The following is a 14,713-nucleotide window of genomic DNA, read 5'->3' as shown; positions in this document are numbered from 1 at the left end:
TCAGCCGAACAAGGTTCCGTCGAATAACTTGCGCGCGGTGCGCATCATGCCCGCGCCCGCCACGTCGCCATGCTCATCGACATCGATCACGCAGGCGGTGGCACCGCTGGGATGCTCCACTTCCAGCGTCTTGGACGAACCGGACGGCACCTGCGCCAACGCGGCCGCGGGCGATCCGGGGATGAGGCAGGCCGTCGCCACGCTGACCGCGCCGAGCACGCCGATCGAGGCATGGCAGCGGTGCGGGATGAACGAGCGCACGCAGATCGCGCCACCCGCGCGCGGCGCGGCGACGAGCATCATCTTGGGCACAGACTGCTCGGCCACGTCGCCCAGGTTCATCAGTGGCCCGGCAAGCAGCCGGATCGCCTCGATGCGCGCCTTGAGCGCCTCGTCGGCGTCGAGCGTCTCACGATCCTCGTACCCGGTCACGCCGACGTCGGCGGCGCGCAGCACGACGCAGGGCATGCCGTTGTCGATCAGGGTGACCTCGACGCCTTCGATGGTGTCGACCGCACGGCTGGTCGGCAGCAGTGCCCCGCAGGTGGAGCCGGCGATATCGGCAAAGGCGAGCGGTATGGGTGCGGCGGTGCCCGGCACGCCGTCGATCGCGGCATCACCGGCGTAAGTCACGCGTCCGCCGGGCGTCTGCACCGTCGCGGTGGCGTTCTTGCCGGTGTTGCGCATGTGGATGACGACGCGGGTCTCGCCGTCCTGCGCCTCGACCAGCCCGCGTTCGATCGCGAAGGGACCAACGCCTGCGAGCATGTTGCCGCAGTTCTGCTTGTCGGTCACGATCGCCTGATCGACGAAGGCCTGCAGGAACAGATAATCGACGTCCGCGTCGTCGCGCTCGGAACGCGAGACCACCGCGACCTTGGAGGTCAGCGGATCGGCGCCGCCCATCCCGTCGATCTGCCGGGGATCGGGCGAGCCGAACGCCCGCAGCAGGAACGCGTCGCGGCTTGCGACATCGGCGGGCAAATCGTCGGCGACGAAGAAGCCGCCCTTCGAAGTGCCGCCGCGCATCCACATCGCTGGCACGCCGTCACTCATAGCGCAATCCCATGGCCTCGAGCTTGCCGCGCATATCGTAGATGTCGAGGCCGAGTTCGCCGGAGGCGAGGCGCACGCGCTTCGCCTCTTCGTTGGCTTCGCGGGCCTGCGCCTTTTCGAGCACCGCGGCAGCGTCCTCGCGACGGACCACGCACACGCCGTCGTCGTCCGCGATCACCACGTCGCCGGCGCGAATCAACTCTTGCGCACAGACGATGTCGGCGTTGACCGAGCCCAGCGTCGCCTTGACCGTGCCTTGGGCGCTGATGGTCTTGGACCAGACCGGAAAGCCCATCTGGGTCAGGTCGCGCACATCGCGCACGCCCGCGTCGATGATCAGCCCGCGACAGCCCCGCGCAATCGCCGAGGTCGCCAGCAGATCGCCGAAGTATCCGTCATCGCACGGGCTGGTCGGGGCGACCACCAGGACATCGCCATCCTGCAATTGTTCGATGGCGGCATGCATCATCCAGTTGTCGCCGGGCGGCACCGATACCGTCACCGCCGAACCGGCGATGCGCGCACCGGGATAGATCGGTCGCAAGCGGTGCGACAGCAGGCCGATACGCCCCTGCGCTTCGTGAACGGTGGCGACGCCGGCCTTGGCGAGCCCATCGACGACACCGCAGGCGGCGCGTTCGACGGAAATGATGACTTTACCCATCTGTGGAATCCTCGCTTTACTATTTGACCGCCTGTGAAGCGCAAAATGCGGCTCCCCGGCAAAGTAGAATTGCGATCCGGGCATAAGCTGTGCTGAGGTGTGGTGATGGTCGACCCGCTTTCCCTCAACCTGCGCCACCTCGATGCCGTGGCAACCGCCGCCCGGCTCGGCAGCATCAGCGCAGCATCGCAGGCGATGAACCTGTCGCAACCGGCGCTGACCCAGGCCGTCGCTAAAGTGGAGGGTCAATTCGGCCATGCCTTGTTCGATCGCCAACCTGGCGGCGTGGTGCCGACCGAGGCGGGCGAGCTGGTGACGGCGCGGATCGAGCGTGCGCTGGCCTATATCGTGCGCGGCGGGCAGAGCGTGCGCCGCGGTGCCCGCCTGTCGCCGCTGCCGCACATCGAACGCCGGGTGACGCTAGGCCAGCTACGCGCCCTGATCGCCGTCGACCGGGCCGGCAGCTTCGCGCTGGCGTCAACGCACACCGGGCTTTCGGAGCCGGCTTTGCATCGCGCCGCGCGTGACCTAGAGCAGCAACTCGGGGTGCCCCTGCTCACCCGCCAGGGCCGCACCGTGCAGCCGACACCCGCCGCCGCCCGCTTCCTGCGCTTTGTGCGGCTGGCACGCGCCGAGTTACAAGCCGGCATCGACGAACTGAAGGCCTTGCGCTCCGCAGGCGCCGGGCGCGTGACGCTCGGCACGATGCCACTGGCGCGCGCGGTGCTGCTGCCGCAGACCCTGGCCCGGTTCGCGCGCGATCACCCGGGTGCCTCGGTCAACGTGGTGGAAGGGCCATACCTCGAGTTGCTCAGCAGCCTGCGCGAGGGTGAAATGGACTTGCTGGTGGGCGCCATGCGTGATCCCCTGCCAGTGCCCGACGTGGCGCAGGAGCCATTGTTCACCGACGATCCGGTGATCGTCGCGCGGGCCGGCCATCCGCTCGCAAGCGGCGGGTTCGCCTTCAAGGCGCTACTGGACTACCCCTGGGTAGTGTCCGCGATCGGCACGCCGGTCAGGCGGCGGTGGGAGCAGATGTTCACCGACCATGGCCTGGAACCGCCACGCCTGCGCATCGAATGCGGCTCCGTGATGGTCATCCGCGGCCTCTTGCTGGAGGATGACTGGCTCACCCTGATGTCCCGCGACCAGGTCGTTTTCGAGCAGCGCGCCGGCCTGGTCGCCGAGATCCCGGGCGCCGGTACCTCGCTGCGTCGGCAAATCGGACTGACCGTGCGTGACGATTGGCGTCCGACCTCGCTCCAGGCCGCCTTCGTGGCGACCTTCCGCGCCGTCTGTTCGGAATGGACTTCCGAAAAAGCAATGGAGCGTGATCCCTTCCGATACGCCTGAATGAGCGGCACGCACTACCTTGCCAAGCATGCAACACGACTTGCCACCGAACAACTTGCCCATAGCCTTCATCGGCTTTGGCGAGGCAGCGCAGGCCTTCTGCGAAAGTTGGGGCGCCGCGCGGCCAGCCGTGATCCACGCCTACGATCGCAAGACCGATGCGCCCGAAACCGCGATTGCCAAGCGGAACGACTATGCCGCGCATCGCGTACACGGCTGCGAAAACATGGGCGCGGCGTTGGACGGCGTCCTGTCCATCCTCAGCGTCGTGACCGCCGATCAGGCGCTTGCTGCGGCGCGCTTCGCTGCGCAGGCACTCGCTCCCGGCGCATACTACTACGATATGAACAGCGTCGCGCCCTATACCAAGCGGACGGCCGCGGCGGTGATCGGCCAGGCCGGTGGCCAATACGTCGATGTGGCGGTCATGGCGCCGGTGCGCACTGCGCTAAACCGCGTTCCGCTGCTGGTGTCGGGTCCGACCGCCGGCGCGGGCGCTGCCGTCCTGCAGTCGCTCGGCTTCCGCCCCGAGGTCGTGAGCGACGAGATCGGTGCGGCGAGTGCGATCAAGATGATCCGCTCGATCATGATCAAGGGCATGGAAGCCCTCACCGCCGAGTGTCTGCTGTCCGCCCGCGCCGCCGGCGTCGACGAGGCGGTGCTCGCCTCGCTCGATGCGAGCTTCCCGGGCTGGGACTGGGTCACCCGCGCGGACTACAACCTTGACCGCATGCTGGTGCACGGCACCCGGCGCGCCGCCGAAATGCGCGAGGCCGCCGCAACCGCCCAGGCCCTGGGTCAGCAAGGCAGCATGGCGCACGCCACCGCCGGCTGGCAGGGCCGTCTCGGCGCCTTGCAGATCTCCCCGCTTCCGACAGGCCTCGCCGCAAAGGCCGACGCCATCCTTGCCGCCACAGGACCCCAGCCATGATCATCGACTGCCACGGCCACTATACCACCGCCCCTGCCCCCCACAGCGAGTGGCGCGAGCAGCAGAAGACCGCGTTCAAGGCCGGCGGAGACATCGACCCTGCTTATCCCGCGATCTCCGACGACGAGATCCGCGAGACGATCGAGGCGAACCAGCTGCGCCTCTTGCGCGAGCGCGGCGCGGACATGACGATCTTCAGCCCGCGTGCTTCGGCAATGGCCCCGCACCTCGGCGATGCCACGACGAACCGGATCTGGGCCCAGCGCTCCAACGACCTGATCAAGCGCGTGGTTGACCTGTACCCCGAGACCTTCGTGGGGGTATGCCAGCTGCCCCAGACCCCGGATCTGTCGATCGCGCAGTCGATCGCCGAACTGGAGCGCTGCGTCACCGAATTGGGCTTCGTGGGCTGCAACCTCAACCCCGATCCCAGCGGCGGCAAGTTCTCGGCCCCGCCGCTCACCGACCGCGCCTGGTACCCGTTCTTCGAGAAGATGGTCGAGCTGGACGTGCCGGCGATGATCCACGTGTCGGGCAGTTGCAACCCGGCGATGCACGCGACCGGGGCATACTACATCGCCGCCGACACCATCGCCTTCATGCAGTTAATCGAAGGCGACCTGTTCCGCGACTTTCCCAGCTTGCGCTTCATCATCCCCCATGGTGGCGGCGCGGTGCCCTACCACTGGGGTCGCTATCGCGGCCTGACCGACATGCTCAAGCGCCCGCCGCTGGCCGAGCATGTGATGAAGAACGTCTACTTCGACACCTGCGTCTATCATCAGCCCGGCATCGACCTGCTGTTCAAGGTGATCGACATCGACAACATCCTGTTCGGATCGGAAATGGTCGGCGCGGTGCGCGGCATCGATCCCGAGACGGGCCAGTACTTCGATGACACCAAGCGCTACGTCGATGCTCTCGTGATCCCGGACGCGGACAAGCGCAAGGTATTCGAAGGCAATGCCCGGCGGGTCTATCCGCGCCTGGACCAGCAGCTCAAGGCGCGGGGCCTGTGATGCCCCGCTTCGCGATGGATCCCGACTGGCTGTGCTGGCATCCGACCCCCAGCACGCCGCGCTACACTCTGCCGCCGGGTGCGGTGGACGCGCATTGCCACGTCTTCGGTCCCGGCAATCTCTTCCCCTATGCGCCCGAGCGCAAGTACACACCGTGCGACGCCAGCAAGGATCAGCTGTTCGCGCTTCGCGATCACCTCGGGTTCTCGCGCAACGTCATCGTCCAGGCGACATGCCACGGCGCCGACAACCGCGCGCTGGTGGATGCGCTCAAGGCCTCGGACGGTCGTGCACGCGGCGTGGCGACGGTGCGCGACAGCGTGACGGATGCTGAACTGGCGGAGCTTGACGCGGCGGGGGTGCGGGGCGTGCGCTTCAACTTTGTGCGCCGCCTGGTCGATCCCAAGCCCGACGCCTACTATCATGCCATCATCGATCGCATCGTACCACTGGGCTGGCATGTGGTCGTCTACTTCGAGGCGGCCGACCTAGACGAGCGCTGGGACTTCTTCACCTCATTACCCACGACCGTCGTCGTCGATCACATGGGGCGACCCGACGTCACCCAGCCGGTCGAGGGTCCCGAGTTCGCCCGCTTCATCCAACTGATGACGGAGCACGAGAACGTGTGGACGAAGGTGAGCTGCCCCGAGCGCTTATCACAATCCGGCCCGCCCAATTACGACGATGTCGTGCCCTTCGCGCGGACGCTGGTCGAGCGCTTCCCTGACCGCGTGCTATGGGGCACCGACTGGCCGCACCCCAATCTTAAAAGCCACATGCCGGACGATGCCACCCTGATCGACATGATCCCACTGATCGCGACAACACCTGGGTTGCAGCTAGCGTTGATGGTAGAAAATCCGATACGGCTTTATTGGGGTTAAAGGACTAAACCACGATGGCAGTCGATCAACACTAGAGATGGTACCGTGACAGGAATTCTATTATAATACACGGGCCCGCGATGCCTCGTAAACTGGTCGTCGCAGATGGCTTACGCGCGATCATCGATCGCACCATGTAGGTGGTTGATCCCGCACGGATCCTACCCCAGATTAGCACGATATGGCGCACCGTGGCCGCGCTGTCGATGTTGTGACCTGGCGCTCTCGCCGGTCGGTGACGATGATCGAGCGACCCTTGCCCTTCGTGTTCCCTGAACAAACATGGAGCGTGAGCATCTAGCTCAGCTGCGGTGAGATAGCGTGAAGCAGATTGCCATTCAGGATCCAATGGCTACTGGATCGAAATAGAGAACGTATGCCACAGCCAAACAATGGTTCGGCCGCTATAACGGCTCATGCCCGGCAAGCGACCATAGTTTCAGCGCGGAGATCTAATTTCATGCGCGCTATCGAAATGCCGCCATTGATGCGACGGCAGTATTTTCCACAAAACGAGAGCTTGCTACTTTACGCCACTCCTGAGAGAAGCTCCTTGCGTTCCAAGGTTGCGAGAAAACCACGTGCGAACCGGACCAGAATCTTTCAACATCGACCAACGCGAAGCTCAAGTGGCTAACGATCCGCGGATCCAGCAGATGCGTTCAGAGGAATTTACCGATGAGGCAAAAGCTTTGGTCAAAGAGACCTTCGCGCATGTCGGCGCTTGACACCTCGGATGTTCCTGAGTTCTCCGCAATCTCGTTCAGACATCCCGGCCTTGCCGAGCGCACATTCAGACCAGCATAGAATTGGGGCAGAACGGCTTCATCCCACCACGCGAACAGGAGCTTGCCATTCTGCGCGCGGCTTGGTTGTCGCGAGCCCCGTTCGAATAGGGCGAGCACATCGATCACGCAAGGTAGTTGGGACTCTCAGCGGATGAGATCAAGCGTGTCACACAAGGCTCCGATGCCCCGCAATGGAGCGAGCTTGATCAAGCGATCATCCGCGCTGTGAAAGAATTCGTGGCGGATCGCGCAATAGCGACAGCAACGTGGACCATTCTCGCCATGAGATGGAGCGATCCGAAGTGATGAAGCGGTCAGGGCTCGCGGGCCATTATCTTGCAACGGCTCTATTTAAAAACAGCATCCTCTTCAATCTGCTCGAAGGAAATACGGGCCTTCGGCGAAAATAACGACGTTAGCGCCGGGTCGCATATCAGAGCGCTTCGGCATATCTTCTGATTGCTCCTGACGTTGACGAGATCGCTGACGCGTCGGATATTATTCAGCCATGGTTCGGCACTGAAAAGCACCGTCCGTCGATCTGCTGTAACAAGACGTGCTCTTTGCGCATATATCGGCCTACACCAATACGCTCGGGTTACGACGGTCTGTGGCTACCCAACGAACAAAGAATCCATTCGAGCTCATGCGCGTCCTCGACCAGCGCGATGGCTGTACATGGTGCATGTTTCGCCACCGATCGAGGCATTGCCGCGATCAGACCCTTGGGAGCGTATCTGTCGCCACGTAAAAAGACATGACCATCTAGTCCGCAATGCAGCTTAACAAGCCGCAACTTCATCGAAATTAGCAGGCGTTAATGCCCTTTAAGTCGCGGTCTGCACAGACATCCGCATCCCACCAAGGTAACCGTGTAAGCAGCCACCCTGATCGACCACCAAGCAGGGGCTCAGCCGGCACATGAAGAGGGGCAAGTTTCGGGCGTGCCATCGTTCCCATGGGTGCTTGTTGAGCGGTATCCGGGTGGGCCCTCACACCCAATAGGAGCGCTGCTTCCACAGCCAACGTTGCTCAAGCCAGCTTTGTAGGAAATGAAGATAAGGTTGGGACATCAAAACCTGGGCGCCCCTCCCTCCACCGGATCCATCAGCACCTAAGTAGCGCACCGAAGTAGTCGGGCGTGCTCGCTCTGGTGAGTGCATAGACGAAGCCCAGCTTCTTGTCTCCGCTGAATGCGCCTAGGCAACGGGCACCCCCATGGTATAAGTCTCACCGGCGGGCGGGGGCCGGTGCGGCCGGGCCCCCAGCCCGCGAGTGCCCCGGCCACCACATCGTAGACGCGTACGCCGCCTGATGGCTCGCCGATGTGGTCACCGCCCGTCACCCAGCCGCTGATTATGGCGCCGCAACGCACAATCGTCGGCAGCGAAGTCGGGAAGGCGATCCCCGGCGGGATGGTGCCCAGGTCTTCCTTGAGATCCACCGCGCCGCGCCACGCCGCCCGAGACTGGGGCAAGTCCCTTCCGTAATTGCGTCAGGCCATCATCCGATTATCCGCCATCCCGCCCCGATCCGCGGGGCGCAGTCGTGCACGGGCCAGGCGACACATATTAGCCCACACCCCAGCACATGGCGACCGAAAACCCTGTCGAGATGCGAAGGGGGATGCAAGCGCCATACTTCGCGGCCAGTCTGCTGATCAAGCGCGACGATCACGTCGGGATCCATGCACGCGTAAAGCAGTCTGCTAGCGGCCACCGGTGTCCCATTGCAACGATGGACGATATATGGGCGCATGTCGGTAACGTACGTCCATGCGGCGGTGAGCGTGGCGACATTGCGTGTGTCGATCTGCCGTGCGGGCGAGAAGCGCTACCCTCACGTCGCGCCACCCCATCGCCCGCCGTTCCCGCAAGTGCAACGACGGCGACAGGCGCCAAACCGGGTACCGGTGCGAAGGCTCGCGAACCGAACTGGCGGACATCACGAAAGTCGCCGCAATCGCCCTTAAGGGAGCGGTCAGCCACCAGTGAAATCCGTTCGCTCGAAATCAACCGGTGTGGCCTAATCTCAATCGGAACGGGTGTACATGTATCGCCCATGATCTCTCCATCGATCCTCCACGCAAAGCTTTGAAGCAATTCTCCTGATCGCATTCAGCGACGCCTTGGAGACGTAGCTTGAAATTCTGTACCCACCGCGTTGCCCTTTTCACCATCGTTCCGGTTCTCTTCGCCGGATGCGGCAGCGAGAAGGCGCAGCCGCCGCTCGCGCCGCTGGTCGAAACGGTGACGATCCGGCCGCAGCCCGTGCCCAACATGATCGAGCTTCCCGGACGCATCCAGGCGGTGCGCAGCGCCGAGGTGCGTGCCCGCACCGATGGCATCGTCCAGCGGCGCTTGTTCGAAGAGGGCACGATCGTCCCAGCCGGCGCTGCGCTGTTCCAGATCGACGCGCGCGACTACCGGGCCCAGGTCCAGCAGGCGCAGGGTACGCTACAGCGCGCGCAAGCCTTGCGCGACAATGCACAGGCGGTGGTCCGCCGCTATACCCCGCTGATCTCCGACCGCGCGGTGAGCGGGCAGGAGTTCGACAGCGCCCGCTCGGATCTGACGCAGGCGCAGGGTCAGGTCACCGAAGGCAAGGCCGCGCTCGATCGCAGCCGCCTGCAGCTCGGCTTCACCACGGTCCGTGCCCCGATCGCGGGCCGGGCCGGGCGCGCCGAAGTGACCGAAGGCGCACTGGTCAGCGGTGGGCAGGCGACGCTGATGACGCGGATCGATCAGATCACTCCAGTCTATGCGGTATTCTCCCAATCCAACGCGGCGATCCTCGACCTGCTGCAACGCAGCCGTTCGGGCGCGATCAAGCTGCCGTCGCCCCACAGCGTGGCCGTGCGGCTGGTGCTCGAGAATGGCGCTGAATATCCGGTCGCAGGCCGGATCGACTTTGCCGGCGCCAACGTCGACCCGGCGACGGGCACGCAGACCATCCGCGCACGTATTGACAACCCGCAGCAGCTGCTAGCCCCTGGGCAGTTCGTACGTGGGCGGATCGAAGCCGGCACGATCCCCGAAGGCATCGTCGTTCCCGCCCGAGCGGTCCAGTTCAAGGGCGAGCAGGCCAGCGTCTACGTGCTGGGGCAGGATGGCTCCGTGGCCAGCCGCCCGATCACGCTGGGCACGCTGCGGGGCGGCCAGTGGATCGTCGCATCCGGCCTCAAGGCCGGCGAGCGGGTCATCGTCGAAGGGTGGCAGAAGGTGAGGCCGGGGCAAAAGGCCCGCGACATGTCGACCAAGGCCAAGCTCACGTCCGGCACGGGGGCGCGTTGAACCATGGACCGCTTCTTCGTTTACAAGCCCGTGTTCGGCTGGGTCATAGCCGCGTTCATCGCGCTGGCCGGTATCATCGCGCTGACCAGCCTGCCGGTCGAGCAATATCCCTCGGTGGCGCCACCCTCGCTGAACCTGTCGTACACCTATACCGGCGCCGATGCCGAAACCCTGGACCGCAACGTCACCTCGATCGTCGAGCGCGAGCTTAACGGAATCGACGGGTTCCTCTACATGAGCTCGACCAGCAGGGCCAACGGCACCGGGCAGATCGTCGTCACTTTCAAGCCCGGCACCAATCTCGATGTCGCGCGCAGCAGCGTGCGCGACCGGCTCAACCGCGCCGAGCCGAGATTGCCGCAAGTGGTGCAGCAGATGGGCGTGCAGATCACCGACAACAGTTCGGGCTTCCTGATGCTCGTCGGCCTGTTTTCGCCCAAGGGGACGATGAGCCCGCTGGAGATCGGCAACTACGCCAACAACAACGTCGTCAACGAGCTGCGCCGCGTACCCGGCGTGGGTGACATCATCCTATTCGGCTCGCAGTACGCCATGCGCATCTGGCTCGATCCCGCCAAGCTTGCCGGCTATTCACTAACCACCGGCGAAGTGCTCGCCGCGGTGCAGGAGCAGAACAGCCAGGTCGCAGGCGGCGGCATCGCCGAGCAGCCGATCACGCGCGAGGCGGAATTCACCGCCAAGATCGTCACCCAGAACCGGTTCAGCGATCCCGAGCAGTTCAAGCAGATCATCGTCAGGGCCAACCAGGACGGCTCCGCCATCCGGCTGGGCGATGTCGCCCGCGTCGAGCTGGGCGCCGACAACTACGGCTTCAAGGCAAGGCTCAACGGCAAGGAGATCGCCGGCATGGGCGTGCAGCTCGCCGCCGGTGCCAATGCCGTCGCGACCGGTGATGCGGTGCGCGCGCGCCTGGCCGAGCTGCAGAAAAACTTCCCGCCCGACCTCACGTGGAAAGTCGGCTTCGACACGACGCCCTTCATCGACGCCTCGATCGCAAGCGTCATCACGACGCTGATCGAAGCGATGGTGCTGGTGTTCCTGGTGATGTTCATCTTCCTGCAGGACTGGCGCGCGACGCTGATCCCGGCGATCGTGGTGCCGATCGCGCTGGCCGGCGCGTGCCTGGGGCTGTTCCTGTTCGGCTTCTCGATCAACACGCTGTCGCTGTTCGCGATGGTGGTGGCGATCGGCATCCTGGTCGATGATGCGATCGTGGTGGTCGAGAACGTCGAGCGGATCATGGCCGACGAAGGCCTCCCCCCGCGGCTCGCCACGATCAAGGCGATGGGCCAGATCCGCGGCGCGATCATCGGCATTACCCTGGTGCTGGTCGCGGTGTTCGTGCCGATGGCGTTCTTCCCGGGATCGACCGGCGGCATCTATCGCCAGTTCTCGGTGACGCTGGCGGTCTCGATCTTCTTCTCGGCCATCCTCGCGCTCACCCTCACCCCGGCGCTGTGCGCCACGCTGCTCAAGCCCCATGCCGCCAAGCACGAGGACGAGGGCCCGCCCAGCGGCATCCCGGCCTTGCCCGCGCGCTTCTTCGGGTGGTTCAACCGCGTGTTCGACCGCTCGACCCAAAGCTATGGCGGCACCGTCGCGCGGCTGATCGGCTCACCGCTGCGCTGGATCGCGGTGTTCCTCGTCATGGGCCTGGTCACCGCGCTGCTGTTCACGCGCCTGCCAGGCGGCTTCCTGCCGACCGAGGACCAAGGCTATGTGCTCGTGAACTACGACGCGCCGGTCGGCTCGACGATGCAGCGCACCGAACAGGCGGTGCTCCAAGCGGAAGCCTACCTCAAGCGCCAGCCCCAAGTGCGCAACATCATCACCCTGCAGGGCTACAATTTCTACGGGCAGAGCCAGGCCGCCGCACTCTCCTATGTCGACTTGAAACCTTGGGACGAGCGCAAGGGCGAGGCGGACAGCGCTCAGGCCATCATCGCCGGCATCCAGAAAGCGATGGCCGGCGTCAGCAGCGCGACGATCTTCGCGCTGAACCCACCCGCGATCTCGGCATTGGGCAACGCCACCGGCTTCTCGATGAAGATCGAGGACCGCTCCGGCACCGACCGCGAGGGCCTGGTCGCCGCGCGCGACGCAATCATCGCCGCCGCCTCGCAGGACCCCTTGCTGGCCGGCGTTCGTCCGGACGGCCAAGGCGATGCGCCGCAGCTCTACGTCGATATCGACCGGGTCAAGGCACGCGCGCTCGGCCTCTCGATCGGCGACGTCAACCAGGCGCTGGCGATCAGCTTCGGCTCGGCCTACGCCAACGACTTCACGCGCGAAGGCAACACGTTGCGCGTCTATCTGCAGGCCGAGGCCGCGGCGCGGATGAAGCCCGACGATATCCTCTCGCTTCAGGCGCGCGGACAGGACGGGCAGATGGTGCCGTTCAGCGCCTTCACCAAGGTCAGCTGGCGGTCGGGCCCGGCCCAGCTGGAGCGTTACAACGGCTATCCCGCACTCACCATCTCGGGCTCCGCGGCCCCCGGCAAGTCCTCGGGCGACGCGTTGGCGGCGATGGAGCGCATCGCGCAGGACAAGCTGTCGGGTTCGCTGGCCTACGACTGGACCGGCATCGCCTATGAGGAGAAGCAGGCGGGCGGCCAGATCGGCCTGCTGCTGGGGCTAAGCCTGGTGGTGGTGTTCCTACTACTCTCGGCGCTCTACAACAGCTGGGGCATCCCGATCGCGGTGCTGCTGGTGGTGCCGTTCGGCATCCTGGGGGCGGTCGTGCTGACGATGGCGCGCGCGATGTCCGCCGACGTCTACTTCAACGTCGGACTGATCACGATCATCGGTCTGGCCGCCAAGAACGCGATCCTAATCGTCGAGTTCGCGATCGAGGACGAAGCCGCCGGCAAGTCGCTGGTTGACGCCACGATCGAGGCGTCCAAGCAGCGCCTGCGGCCGATCCTGATGACCAGCTTGGCCTTCATCCTAGGCATGGTGCCGCTGTTCATCGCCTCGGGTGCGGGAGCCGCCAGCCGCCAGGCGGTCGGCACCGGCGTGGTCGGCGGCATGATCGCGGCGACTATCCTGGGCATCTTCTTCACCCCGATCTTCTACGTGCTGGTGCGCCGCCACCTCAGCAAACGGCGCGATCCGGAGGGCGAGGACGCCCGATGGCTGCAATCCACGACCTCGCAGGAGACTGCGCATGCGTAAGTCGATCCCGCCCTTGCTGGCATGCACGCTGCTGGCCGGCTGCAATTTCGCCCCCAAGTACGTGCAGCCGTCGCTGCCCATCGCGGACCACTTCGCACCACAGACTACCGGCGGTGATAGCCAGGCCGCGACCGCGCTGGGCTGGCGTGAATTCTTCCAGGATGCGCGCCTACGCGAACTGATCGGCACGGCATTGGAGCGCAATCGCGAACTGGCGCAGGCCATGGCGCGGGTCGAACAGGCTCGGGCGCAGTACCGCATCCAGGAAAGCCAACGCCTGCCAACGATCGAGACCAATGGCCAGGCGACCCGCAGCCGCCAGCCGCCCAGCGCAATGGGGGGCGGCGCTGCCGGTGCCGGATCGGTCGAGTTTTCGCAGTACACCGCCGATGTCGCCGTCAGCGCATTCGAGCTCGACCTGTGGGGCCGCGTGCGCAATCTTACCCAGGCGGACCGCGAACGGTACCTGGCATCGGAGCAAGGCGCGCGCGCGTTCCGGCTTTCGCTGATCGCGCAGGTCGCCGCTGCCTATTACGACGTCCGCGCCGGCGCAGAGCGCATCGACCTGGCCAATCGCACGCTGCAAGGCCGGCGCGAGGGCGTGCGCATCGCGCTGAAGCGCCTCGACGCAGGCGTCACGTCCACCGTCGACTACGATCAGTCAGTGCTGCTCCTGACCCAGGCGCAGACAGAACTAGCCGACTTGCAACGCACCACCGAGCGGGCGCAGAACCTGCTCGACGTGCTGACAGGCGGCCCAATGACGACCGCCCTGCCCGCGGCCCAGCCGCTCATGCCGGCAGCGCAAGTTCGCCCGCTGGATGCCGGCCTGCCATCCGCGCTGCTCGAAGCGCGGCCAGATATCGTGGAGGCTGAACACAACCTGCGCGCCGCCAATGCCGACATCGGCGCGGGGCGTGCGGCGTTCTTCCCGACGATCTCGCTGACCGGCAGCTACGGCGGCGCATCCACCGCGCTCAATGGACTTTTCGACGGCGCCAACCGCGCCTGGAGCTTCGGCGGCGCGCTCAACCTGCCGATCTTCGACTGGGGCCGGCGCAAAGCGCAGGTACGCGTCAGCCGCGCTCGCGCCGACGAACTGACCGCGGCCTACCAGAGCACGGTGCAGACGGCATTCCGCGAAGTGGCCGACGCCCTTGCCGCCCGCCAGCGCCGCGCCGAACAGATCGAGGCGCAAGGCCGCACCGTCACCACCCAGCGTCGCCTTGCCCGCACCGCCCACCAGCGCTATGAGAACGGCATCGCCATCTATCTCGAAGTGCTGGATGCCGAACGCAACCTGTTCGCAGCCGAGCAGCAACTGCTCCAACTGCGCGCCACCGACCTGCAGAACAGCATCTCGCTCTACGTCGCGCTGGGTGGTGGAGCTGACTAAACTTGAGCTCGCGGTGCTCGTGATTAAAGCAGCACATCAAGCCGATCGGCGGCAGATGGCCCCCCGTTTCAGGTCATTCTTTTCGTGAGCGGACGCCCTAAAAGGCTTTTTTTGACGACTTTGATTGATTT

11 protein-coding genes and 1 pseudogene are annotated in these 14,713 nt (G+C 65.1%); 7 read left to right on the top strand and 5 right to left on the bottom strand.

All coding sequences use genetic code 11. From position 1 onward, the window contains the following. Together ACXJ1Z_RS15315 and ACXJ1Z_RS15310 are read right to left on the bottom strand one after the other, a co-directional pair. Nucleotides 1-1,056 carry a 4-oxalomesaconate tautomerase gene (locus ACXJ1Z_RS15315; RefSeq protein ID WP_463777790.1) on the bottom strand — a complete coding sequence of 352 codons (1,056 nt, stop codon included), beginning with the start codon at nt 1,054-1,056 and terminating at the stop codon, nt 1-3. Beyond that, a complete protein-coding gene (locus ACXJ1Z_RS15310; protein ID WP_463777789.1) occupies nt 1,049-1,720 on the bottom strand; it encodes a 4-carboxy-4-hydroxy-2-oxoadipate aldolase/oxaloacetate decarboxylase in 672 nt (223 codons plus the stop codon). The genes ACXJ1Z_RS15315 and ACXJ1Z_RS15310 overlap by 8 nt, the downstream gene beginning before the upstream one ends. 105 nt (nt 1,721-1,825) lie before the next feature. Between ACXJ1Z_RS15310 and ACXJ1Z_RS15305 the strand changes: the two genes are divergently transcribed. The 4 genes from ACXJ1Z_RS15305 to ACXJ1Z_RS15290 are packed head-to-tail and all read left to right on the top strand — an operon-like array spanning nt 1,826 to nt 5,910. Next, nucleotides 1,826-3,073, top strand: coding sequence for a LysR family transcriptional regulator (locus ACXJ1Z_RS15305; protein ID WP_463777787.1), 1,248 nt, complete (start codon nt 1,826-1,828; stop codon nt 3,071-3,073). A gap of 55 nt (nt 3,074-3,128) precedes the next feature. Next, the gene (locus tag ACXJ1Z_RS15300) at nt 3,129-4,004 is read left to right on the top strand and encodes an NAD(P)-dependent oxidoreductase (RefSeq protein WP_463777786.1); all 876 of its coding nucleotides are present in this window, start codon (nt 3,129-3,131) and stop codon (nt 4,002-4,004) included. Then, entirely contained in the window at nt 4,001-5,023 is a 1,023-nt protein-coding gene (locus ACXJ1Z_RS15295; RefSeq protein WP_463777785.1) for an amidohydrolase family protein, read from the top strand. Before ACXJ1Z_RS15300 ends, ACXJ1Z_RS15295 begins: the two co-directional genes overlap by 4 nt. Further along, complete coding sequence (locus ACXJ1Z_RS15290) at nt 5,023-5,910, top strand: amidohydrolase family protein (RefSeq protein WP_463777784.1); 888 nt, start codon at nt 5,023-5,025, stop codon at nt 5,908-5,910. The genes ACXJ1Z_RS15295 and ACXJ1Z_RS15290 overlap by 1 nt, the downstream gene beginning before the upstream one ends. Before the next feature lie 662 nt (nt 5,911-6,572). Here ACXJ1Z_RS15290 and ACXJ1Z_RS15285 read toward each other — a convergent pair. The 3 genes and pseudogenes from ACXJ1Z_RS15285 to ACXJ1Z_RS15275 all read right to left on the bottom strand — a co-directional run. After that, the gene (locus ACXJ1Z_RS15285) at nt 6,573-6,824 is read right to left on the bottom strand and encodes a hypothetical protein (RefSeq protein ID WP_463777782.1); all 252 of its coding nucleotides are present in this window, start codon (nt 6,822-6,824) and stop codon (nt 6,573-6,575) included. Nucleotides 6,825-7,812: 988 nt separating this feature from the next. Beyond that, nucleotides 7,813-8,142 (bottom strand): hypothetical protein, encoded by a 330-nt coding sequence (locus ACXJ1Z_RS15280; RefSeq protein WP_463777781.1) that lies wholly within the window; start codon nt 8,140-8,142, stop codon nt 7,813-7,815. Nucleotides 8,143-8,201: 59 nt separating this feature from the next. Further along, nucleotides 8,202-8,519, bottom strand: a pseudogene (locus tag ACXJ1Z_RS15275) (hypothetical protein); the annotation flags it as partial. A 320-nt stretch (nt 8,520-8,839) separates the two neighbouring features. On the opposite strand from ACXJ1Z_RS15275, the gene ACXJ1Z_RS15270 reads away from it, so the two are divergent. Genes ACXJ1Z_RS15270 through ACXJ1Z_RS15260 form a run of 3 tightly spaced genes read left to right on the top strand, consistent with a single transcriptional unit; the run spans nt 8,840 to nt 14,582 of the window. Then, nucleotides 8,840-9,991 carry an efflux RND transporter periplasmic adaptor subunit gene (locus tag ACXJ1Z_RS15270; RefSeq protein ID WP_463777780.1) on the top strand — a complete coding sequence of 384 codons (1,152 nt, stop codon included), beginning with the start codon at nt 8,840-8,842 and terminating at the stop codon, nt 9,989-9,991. A 3-nt stretch (nt 9,992-9,994) separates the two neighbouring features. Continuing rightward, nucleotides 9,995-13,186: a multidrug efflux RND transporter permease subunit gene (locus tag ACXJ1Z_RS15265; RefSeq protein WP_463777779.1), complete on the top strand. Its 3,192-nt coding sequence runs from the start codon at nt 9,995-9,997 to the stop codon at nt 13,184-13,186. Then, complete coding sequence (locus tag ACXJ1Z_RS15260; protein WP_463777778.1) at nt 13,179-14,582, top strand: efflux transporter outer membrane subunit; 1,404 nt, start codon at nt 13,179-13,181, stop codon at nt 14,580-14,582. Before ACXJ1Z_RS15265 ends, ACXJ1Z_RS15260 begins: the two co-directional genes overlap by 8 nt. The last annotated feature ends 131 nt before the right edge of the window (nt 14,583-14,713 follow it).

The sequence above is a fragment of the Novosphingobium sp. TK46 genome (genome assembly GCF_055361525.1).
Note: the sequence above shows the minus strand (reverse complement) of the source record. Positions and strands in the feature narration are given on the sequence as shown.